Source organism: Lichenibacterium minor (genome assembly GCF_004137685.1).
Classification (GTDB): Bacteria; Pseudomonadota; Alphaproteobacteria; order Rhizobiales; family Beijerinckiaceae; genus Lichenihabitans; species Lichenihabitans minor.
The window spans coordinates 62745-70992 of the sequence record NZ_QYBB01000026.1 but is presented as its reverse complement, the minus strand read 5'-3'; the positions used below and the strand labels follow the sequence as shown (position 1 = coordinate 70992).

Here is an 8248-nt window from a genome sequence, read left to right as displayed (position 1 = left end):
GAAGCCCGGCACGTCGAACGGCGTCCTCGCGTCGGCACGGGTGTCCTCGACGAAGCGGAGCGCCAGCAGGATGCCGACGAGCCCGAACGGGATATTGACAAAGAAGATCCACCGCCAGGACGCGTAGGTGGTGATGACGCCGCCGAACAGCGGACCGGCGACCGGCCCCAGGATGGCCGGAAGGGTGGTGTAGGTCATGGCCTTCACGAGGTCGCGGCGTGGGAAGCTGCGCAGCAGGATCAGACGCCCGACCGGGGTCATCATGGCGCCGCCGAGGCCCTGGACCGCCCGCGTCGCGACCAGCATCGGGAAGGTCTGCGCCGCCCCGCAGGCGACCGAGCCGAGGGTGAACACCACCAGCGCGGCGACGAAGATCCGGCGCGAGCCGAAGCGGTCGGCGAACCAGCCGCTGACCGGGATGAAGATCGCCAGGGCCAGGACGTAGGTGGTCACCGCCAGGTTCATCTGCACGGGGGTCGCGTGCAGGCTCGCCGCCATGTCGGGGATGGCCGTCGTGATGATCGTCGAGTCGAGCTGTTCCATCAGGAACGCCACGGCGACCACCATCGGGATGAGGACGCGCAGGCGAGGATCGCGCCGGGTCGCGAAATCGTCCTCGGGCGCAGGCTTTTCGGGGACACTCCTGCGGGCGATCTAGCGTGTGTCATGCTGCTGCTGACACACGCCAGCCTGGAAAAAGCGGGGCTGTTCAACGGCTTCAATCGAAGCTCCGCTTCAGTTGAAGCCTGACAGATTCTAGCGGTCGGTTCCGGGGACCGCAATCGTCCTGCCGACGGTCTTCTGCGTGCCTGCCCGGCGGCGGCCGATCTCGGCGCGTCTCCGAACGTTGGACGGGGTCCGGACGGCAGAACGGTGCCGACCATCGGCTCCGGCCGCGGCAGGGATCGGGAGGAAACGCGCATGTATCGCGAGAAGAACGACCTGACGGGCCGCGTGGCCTTCATCACCGGCGGGGGGCGCGGCATCGGCCTCGCCTCGGCGGAAGCGCTCGCCGAGGCCGGCGCGCGGGTGATCATCGCGGACCGTGACTCCGCGCTGCTGGAGCAGGGCCGGGCCGCCCTGGCCGCCAAGGGCCACGACGCCGAAACCGTCCTGCTCGACGTCACGCGGTCGGACGAGGTCGAGCGGGCCGCGGCCGAGGGCGACGCACGCCACGGCGCCGTCGACATCCTCGTCGCCAACGCCGGCATCGCGCTGCCCGACCGCGGCGCAGAGGACATGCCGGACGAGGCGTGGCTGCACGTCATCGACGTCAACCTGCACGGCTCCTTCTGGTGCTGCCGCGCCTTCGGCCGGGCCATGCTGGGTCGCGGTCGCGGCGCCATCGTCACCATGGGGTCGATGTCAGGGCTGATCTCCAGCAAGCCGCAGCGGCAGGCCCATTACAACGCCTCGAAGGCGGCAGTGCACCACATGACGCGCTCGCTCGCGGGCGAGTGGGCGGCGCGGGGCGTGCGGGTCAACGCGGTGGCGCCCACCTACGTCGACACGCCGATGTCGGCGCACAGCTTCGGCGCCCCCGGCCTCTACCCGGTATGGATGGAGAACACGCCGATGCGGCGTCCGGCGCGGGGCGACGAGATCGCCTCGGCGGTGCTGTTCCTGGCGAGCGACGCCGCGAGCGCCGTGACCGGAACCGTGCTGACCGTCGACTGCGGCTACACGATCTGGTGAGCCGTCGCGGCGCGAAGCACATGCATGGCGTCTCGCGTCGCGGGGGCGTCGCCGAGCGTCCGGTAGGCGCGGTACAGCGTGTCGTAGCGCGCCCCCGCTGCCGGGTCCGGCCGATACAGGATCGTGTTCCACGCCCCAAAGCGGCGCGCCGCCTCGCCGTAATCCCGCGCGACGCCGCAACTCACGGCCGCGTGGATCGCGCCCCCGACGGCTGTGAGCTGCGCCCGACGGGGCACGGCGACGTCGCGGCCGAGCACGTCGGCCATGATCTGCATGAGCAGCGGGCTGGCGAGGGACAGCCCGCTCGTCATCACCACGCGCTCGACCGGCAACCCACCGTCGGTGAAGCGGTCGACGACCGCGCGGGCGCCGAAACACAGCGACTCCAGCAGGGCCCGGTAGAGGTCGACGGCTGTCGTCCGGAGCGTCATGCCGGCGAGGAGGCCGCTCAGGCGCGCGTCGCCGTGCGGCACGCGGTTGCCGTTCCACCAGTCGAGCGCGACCACGCCGGCCTCGCCGGGCGCCAGGGCTGCTGCCGCCGCGTCGTAGTTGGCGAAGCTGTCCTCGACGCCGGCCCCGCGCGGAAAGGCGCGCACGAACCAGCCGAGCACGTCGCCGAAGGCGGCCTGCCCGGCCTCGTGGCACCACAGGCCGGGGACGACGCCCCCGAGCGTCCTCCCCTCGATGCCCGTCGGCAGCGGGCGCCCGACGTCGTCGAGCAGCAGGTAGACCGCCGAGGTGCCGAGCGCGGCCACCAGCGTGCCGCCCTCGACCGCGCCCGTGGCGGGCACGACGGTGTGCGAGTCGATGACCGGCACGGCCACGACGGCTTCGCCGCCGATGCCGGTGCGCTCGCGCCACGCCGGCGTCAGCGCGCCCGCCGCCGTGCCGACGGGGTGGACCTCGCCGAGTTTCGCATCCAGTCCCGGAACGATGTCGGCCGGATAGCCGAAACCGGCCCGCCAACCAGCCTTGTAGGCCGCGAAAGCGGCGCTGCGCGTTTCGCGGCTGGTGAGGCGCCATGCCAGCCAGTCGCCCGCCTCGATGAAGCGCTCCGCCTCCGCCCAGAGGATGGGCGCCTCCTCTGCCATCTCAGCCGCCTTGGCGAGCAGGCTGTTGGCGGACAGGCGACCGCCGACGTCGGCCAGGTGGTCGCCCCCGCGCGCGCTGATCCGATCCGCCTGCACCTGCGCGGCCGCGTGCTTCCACAGCTTGACGTAGGCGTGCGGCATGCCGGGATGCGGGCGCGACAGCGGCGTGCCGTCCCCCATCGCCGGCAGGGGCGAGCTGGCGGTGACACCGAGCCCGATGCCGCGCACGGTGCGGCCGCGTCCCAGCGCGCCGAGGATCGCCGCCGCGGCCTCCTCGTAGTCGGATGCGTCCTGCAGGGCCCAACCCGACGGCATCGTGGTCCCGTCCGGCACGGCGGAGGACATGACGCCATGGGTGTAGGTGTAAGTGTGGGTCGCCACCACGGCTCCGCTGCGGACAGCGATGAGGACGCCCCGGGCCGACTCGCTGCCGTAGTCGAGCCCGATGAGGTGGCTTTCACCCACGATGATCGTCCTCCGATGCTCGTTCTATCGGTTCGAGCGCCTCAGGTTGCAGCATCCCGACGGGCCAGCTCCATCCGCCGACGGCCGGGGCTGCAAACAAGCACTCAATTCGGCCGATAACTTCTGTTATCTGCGTTCTGCCTGACACGAGCTCCAACGGCGGCTTCTGGAATCGCCGAAAAAGAGCCACTACGCCTGGGATGGGTCGACAGCGGAACAGCTGCTGTCGCGCGGCCACGACGTCTGAGCAGACGATCAGTCACGCAGCCGGCTCGATGGCCAATTCCATGACCAAAGCTGATTCGGGCCTGAGCGGCGGTAGGGGGATGCCGACCGTCGCGAGTTCATCAGCCGCAAAGGCCACCTCGCCGCGCAGCACGGCGTCGCGCGCCCGAGTAGAGCGTGTGAAGGCCGGCTCGGCCGGATGCACGGCGGCCACGCGCCAGAGGCCACGCGGCAGGCCGGGCACCCGCACGTTGTCCGGCCCCTGGCGCATCATCTGCCCGGCCTGCGCCACGACCACGGCGGCCCGGGTCTCGCCGACCGCGCCATGGACATGACGCCCATCGGCGATCGGGTGCCGGAACAGCCCTCCGCCCCCGTGAAACAGCGGGCGCAAACTCTTGTGGAGCGCGATCCAACTTTTGAGTTCCTCGTGCTCGTCGCCAGAAAGTTCCAGCGGGTTCAGCTCGATGCCGAAATGTCCGTCTATGGCCACGACGGCACGGAATGCGAGGGAATGGCGCCGTCCGGTAGCGTGGTTTGGCGAGGCCGATACGTGGCAGCCCACCACCTCGGGCGGCAGGAACAGGGCTGCGCCGGACTGGATGGCGAGGCGGTCGAGGGCATCGGTGCAGTCCGACAGCCACACGCGATGAGCACGCGACAGCACGCCGTAGTCGACCCGGCCCCCGCCCGAGGCGCAGCTCTCGATTTCGATCCCCGGATGGGCAGCGCGGACCCGGTCCATCAGCGCGTAGGCAGCACGGGTTTGGCGCGCGGCCGCGGCGCGCCCATCCTCGCCCGCAGCCGCCGCCAAGTCGCGGTTCATGTCCCACTTTATGCAGCGCACCGAGTGGGCGGAGAGTACCGCGTCCATCTGCTCAAAAACGTGGTCGGCCGCGTCGGGTCGGGTCAGGTCGAGCACGAGCTGGTGGCGCGACAGCGGCACCGGCCGCCCCTCGACCTGAAGCGCCCAATCTGGGTGAGCGCGCAGCAGGTCGCTGTCGGGGTCGGCCATCTCGGGTTCGAACCACAGGCCGAACTCCATGCCGAGCGCGGTCACGCGCTCGACAAGCGGCCCGAGCCCGTCCGGGTACTTGCGGCGGTCGACCGTCCAGTCGCCGAGCGAGGAGGTGACGTCGTCGCGGCGCCCGAACCACCCGTCATCGAGCACGAAGCGTTCGACGCCGAGCGCTGCCGCCGCCTCCGCCTGGCGGATGAGGTCGCCCTGGTCGTGGTGGAAGTGGTTGCCCTCCCAGGTGTTCAGCGTCACGGGCCGCGGCCGCATCGCCCCGCCCGACCAGGACAGCACGTCGGCGCGCACATGCGCCCGGAACGCGGCCGCGACGGCGGCAAGGTCAGGTGCCCGCGCCCAATGCAGGGTCGGGCTCGCGTAGGCGTCGCCAGGCTCGAGACGCATCTCGCCCGGTTCGAACAGTTCGCCGGCGTGAATGAGCCGACGACCGTCCTGCAGCGGGTCGATGCAGAGGACGTGGTTGCCGCTCCAGCCCAGGTGGAAGCCCCAGGCCGGGCCGTCCTCCTGCCGCAGGAACAACGTCGGCGAGCGGTCGTGCGAGGTGCGACCGCGGCGGCTCTCGCGCAACCAAGTACCGACTCCGAGCCGCTCCTCGACGGCGTAGAACTCGCGGCCCCACCCGCCGTCGTGAACGACGAGGCAGTCGGCCACGCGCGGCACGGCCATCGTGCCCGCCATGCAGCGGTCGAGCGAGAAGGGCGTGCGGGCGAGGTTCGTCACCTCTGAGCGCACCGTCCATACGCCAGAGGCTGTGCCAGCGACATAGAGCGCAATCTCAAGGCTCGCAGCACTGTCCACCGCACGCAGCACCGCCGCGCCGGGGCGCTCCTCGGCGCTCCAGTCCGCGAAAAGCAGCGTCCAGTCACGCCCGTCGCGGTGGCCGGCGAGTGCCGGCCAGGCGAAGAAGCCGAAGGCGCCGGTGGGCAGCAACGTTGCCTCGGGTGGGGCGCCTTCGACGCCGTTGTGGCACAGTGGCGGCTGGGCGAGGCTTGGCAGGCCGGCCGACAGCTCCACATCTCCGCCCTGGAACAGGCCGAGGACAATTGGCATGCCGCGCTCGGGGAGACCCAACGCCAGCGTCTGGCCGCCGGCGCGGATCGCAATCACGTATGTCATGTTCGGTGAACCCCAAGGATGTCGAAGGTCGCGCGCAGCCACACGCCCCATCGGAATGTCGGACCGGCAGACGAAATCGATCCGGCACATCGACGCGGGACCGCGTATGCGGCAGACCGAACGGCTCGGCGACACCCGGATCATCGACGTGGAGCCCTGCGCCACATCAGCGAGCGGGCGCCACTCCCCTCACTGGCAGGTCGCCTGAGGTCTGCAGCGTGTCGCTCGAAGTGGCCAGCCGGGAGGCTCGGGCGGACCGATCGGGCAGCGAGTTGCTGTCGGGAGAGTCTTCGGATGTCGAGCCACCCTTCGATGCAGTCTGATTCCGGGGGTGAACAGCCGCGTGCAAGCGAAGCCATTGTCCTACGCTATGCCCGGGATGGCTCGACAGCGGCCTCTCAACCGGAATTTAAAAGTCGATGGCTCCCGCAAGGTGGATTGGCTGAACACCCACGATCGCTCCCTGTTCTGAGGAAGTGGTTCCCTGATAGATCACACAATTTCCCTTATCGTCAGAGCAGGGAAAAACATCGCAACCTACTACTGCCGCTAAGGATTTGATGGCGAGTTCGTGCTTGAGATGGCTGTGTCGGAGCATTTTCCCTGCTGTTTCCCTCGTAACAGGGAATGCCCACCTTCAGAGACAAGGTTGGATCTGACTGCGTGGCCCACCAACATAGTTCTTAGGCCTGAATCCTTAGGTCTTTACCCAAGAGAAGCAGGTGTAACTGGTGCTCTGCAGATGGCGCAGGGTCGACCGGTCTCCTTCAAAGCCTTGGTGACCTCTGTACACCGCGGACTTCTCCGCCCAGGCCGCTCGAGCCCTTCCACCGGTCCAACGGCCTCCCTGCCCGGAGACAGGTTGGGGGACGGCTAGAGACTATGGTTCGCGACTTGTCGGTCGCGCCGACCTGCGCAGGGAAAGGACCTTGTCGTATCCGCGCTCAGGTTTAGATCCTGACCCTGAGCGGACGTTCGGAGCGTCCGATGGAAGCGCAGGCTCAGTTCGGCACGACGTAAGCGGGTGGACAGCAGAACGATCGGTTTTGGAGCCACAATTGTTGCGAGCGGATGTGAGATCGCAACGGTATTGAGCCACGGTCGACACAGCGGCTAGGATCGGCACCATGGTGATGAATCTCAAGCACCTGAGCGCCCGGATCGGGCTCACCGCTCTGCCGCGAACAGCATTATCCACGGGGTTGCATGACGCGACCGGTGCCGAGCATCGTCGGCTGATTTGCAATCATCAGAAGAACAACCTGATGAGAGCCGATTTCCCCAGTGGCATCAGCCGCAACGACCTCGATCGCCTGAGCAAGCAGGAACCGATCGAGCCGGTGTCGAAGCTGCAGCGCTCGGCCAAGTCGGGGCGTGCATCGTCCAGGCCGCACCGATGGCGTCCAGCCCGGACACGATGGCCACAGCAGCGCCATCGCTGGTGAGCGCGACACGGTGGTCGACCATCGCCCGATCGCCTGCCCGAACTGGGTCCCGCCAGCAGCGGACCTTCCGCCCGAGACGGTCAGCGTGCATCATGACCGCAAGCCTGCGGCTCGCGTTGATCCGACACACAGGCTGCCCATTCCAACTTCGGGCTGTTCTCGCGCCGGTGCTCCCGCACGATCATGACCGCCCGCTCGCGGACCTCGGGAAACGTGGGCGGCGCCTCGTCATGGCTCCATTCTCGCGAGATCAAGAGCCTCCGGGGGACGCAGAGCGGCTGATCAGGGACAATGCCCTGCCGATCGCTCGTTCAGGCGATCGTGAAGCCGCCGTCGATCGGCAAAGATACGCCCGAGATCATACTGGCGCCGTCGCCAAGCAGGAACACGATGGGCGCCGCGACCTCGTCTTCGGTCGCCCAGCGCCCGAGAGGCATCGTCTTGAGAACCGGTTCCCCGATTTCTGGCCGACCCCAGTACCAGGCCGACATGGGCGTCATAATGACGGTCGGGTTCACGCTGTTCACGCGGATGCCGTATCTCCCGAGTTCAAGCGCTGATACACGCGTGATGCTATCGAGGGCACCCTTCGACGCGCCGTAAGAAATGTGGCCATGCAGTGCCACAAGCGACGCTTGGCTCGACACGTTGACGATCGAGCCGCCCTTCTGCAGACGGATCATGGACTGTGACGCGTATTTGGTGACCAGCAGCGCACCACGTGCGTTGATCGCCACGACCTTGTCGAAGACAGCGATGTCCGTCTCCATGGGCGTCGCGATCTCGCCGCCCCATCCACCGCAGTTCACGACGCCGTAAAGGTCGAGGCCCTCTACCGCCCCGCGGACACTGTCCTCCGATTCGAGATCGAAGGGCAGGGTCCGGCAGCCAGTTGTCGCCGCGAGCGCATCGAGTGCCTCGGCCGAACGGCCACTGGCGATCACTCTGGCGCCTGCAGCGACGAGTTGCTTGACCGTGGAGCCGCCAATCCCGCCGCTGGCGCCCGTGACCAGAACCGTCTTCCCGTCCAATCCATACATTACGATTTTCCTTCGATCTGCTTCGTGTTCTGCGACCCATCCAGGGCGTCGTCGTGCCGCTTCGCTTGCTGCTGTCCGGATGAACTGCCCGAACCGGCCTTAAGCACCGTCGTAGACGCCCTTGTTCAGCGCGACCGG

General features: G+C 68.4%; 6 protein-coding genes. 2 read left to right on the top strand and 4 right to left on the bottom strand.

Going from position 1 to position 8248, the window contains the following annotated elements; translation table 11 throughout:
- Positions 1 to 555: MFS transporter (locus D3273_RS19220; protein WP_245501279.1), on the bottom strand; the 555-nt coding region annotated here is incomplete at its 3' end.
- A gap of 366 nt (positions 556 to 921) precedes the next feature.
- Here D3273_RS19220 and D3273_RS19215 point away from each other — a divergent pair.
- A complete protein-coding gene (locus D3273_RS19215) occupies positions 922 to 1695 on the top strand; it encodes an SDR family NAD(P)-dependent oxidoreductase (protein WP_129228508.1) in 774 nt (257 codons plus the stop codon).
- On the opposite strand, the gene D3273_RS19210 is transcribed toward D3273_RS19215, so the two are convergent.
- Positions 1680 to 3251: an FGGY-family carbohydrate kinase gene (locus D3273_RS19210; RefSeq protein ID WP_129228507.1), complete on the bottom strand. Its 1572-nt coding sequence runs from the start codon at positions 3249 to 3251 to the stop codon at positions 1680 to 1682. The two genes, D3273_RS19215 and D3273_RS19210, sit on opposite strands and share 16 nt — an antisense overlap.
- Before the next feature lie 259 nt (positions 3252 to 3510).
- A complete protein-coding gene (locus tag D3273_RS19205; protein WP_129228506.1) occupies positions 3511 to 5625 on the bottom strand; it encodes an alpha-galactosidase in 2115 nt (704 codons plus the stop codon).
- A gap of 1127 nt (positions 5626 to 6752) precedes the next feature.
- Between D3273_RS19205 and D3273_RS19200 the strand changes: the two genes are divergently transcribed.
- Positions 6753 to 7070 (top strand): hypothetical protein, encoded by a 318-nt coding sequence (locus D3273_RS19200; protein WP_129228505.1) that lies wholly within the window; start codon positions 6753 to 6755, stop codon positions 7068 to 7070.
- A gap of 311 nt (positions 7071 to 7381) precedes the next feature.
- Here D3273_RS19200 and D3273_RS19195 read toward each other — a convergent pair whose 3' ends face one another.
- A complete protein-coding gene (locus D3273_RS19195; protein WP_129228504.1) occupies positions 7382 to 8110 on the bottom strand; it encodes an SDR family oxidoreductase in 729 nt (242 codons plus the stop codon).
- Positions 8111 to 8248 lie beyond the last annotated feature (138 nt).

Excerpts from the sequence above, each read along its gene's own strand:
- D3273_RS19205 (WP_129228506.1), bottom strand. The coding sequence starts at position 5,625 with ATGACATACGTGATTGCGATCCGCGCCGGCGGCCAGACGCTGGCGTTG.
- D3273_RS19215 (WP_129228508.1), top strand. The coding sequence starts at position 922 with ATGTATCGCGAGAAGAACGACCTGACGGGCCGCGTGGCCTTCATCACC.
- D3273_RS19200 (WP_129228505.1), top strand. The coding sequence starts at position 6,753 with ATGGTGATGAATCTCAAGCACCTGAGCGCCCGGATCGGGCTCACCGCT.
- D3273_RS19195 (WP_129228504.1), bottom strand. The coding sequence starts at position 8,110 with ATGTATGGATTGGACGGGAAGACGGTTCTGGTCACGGGCGCCAGCGGC.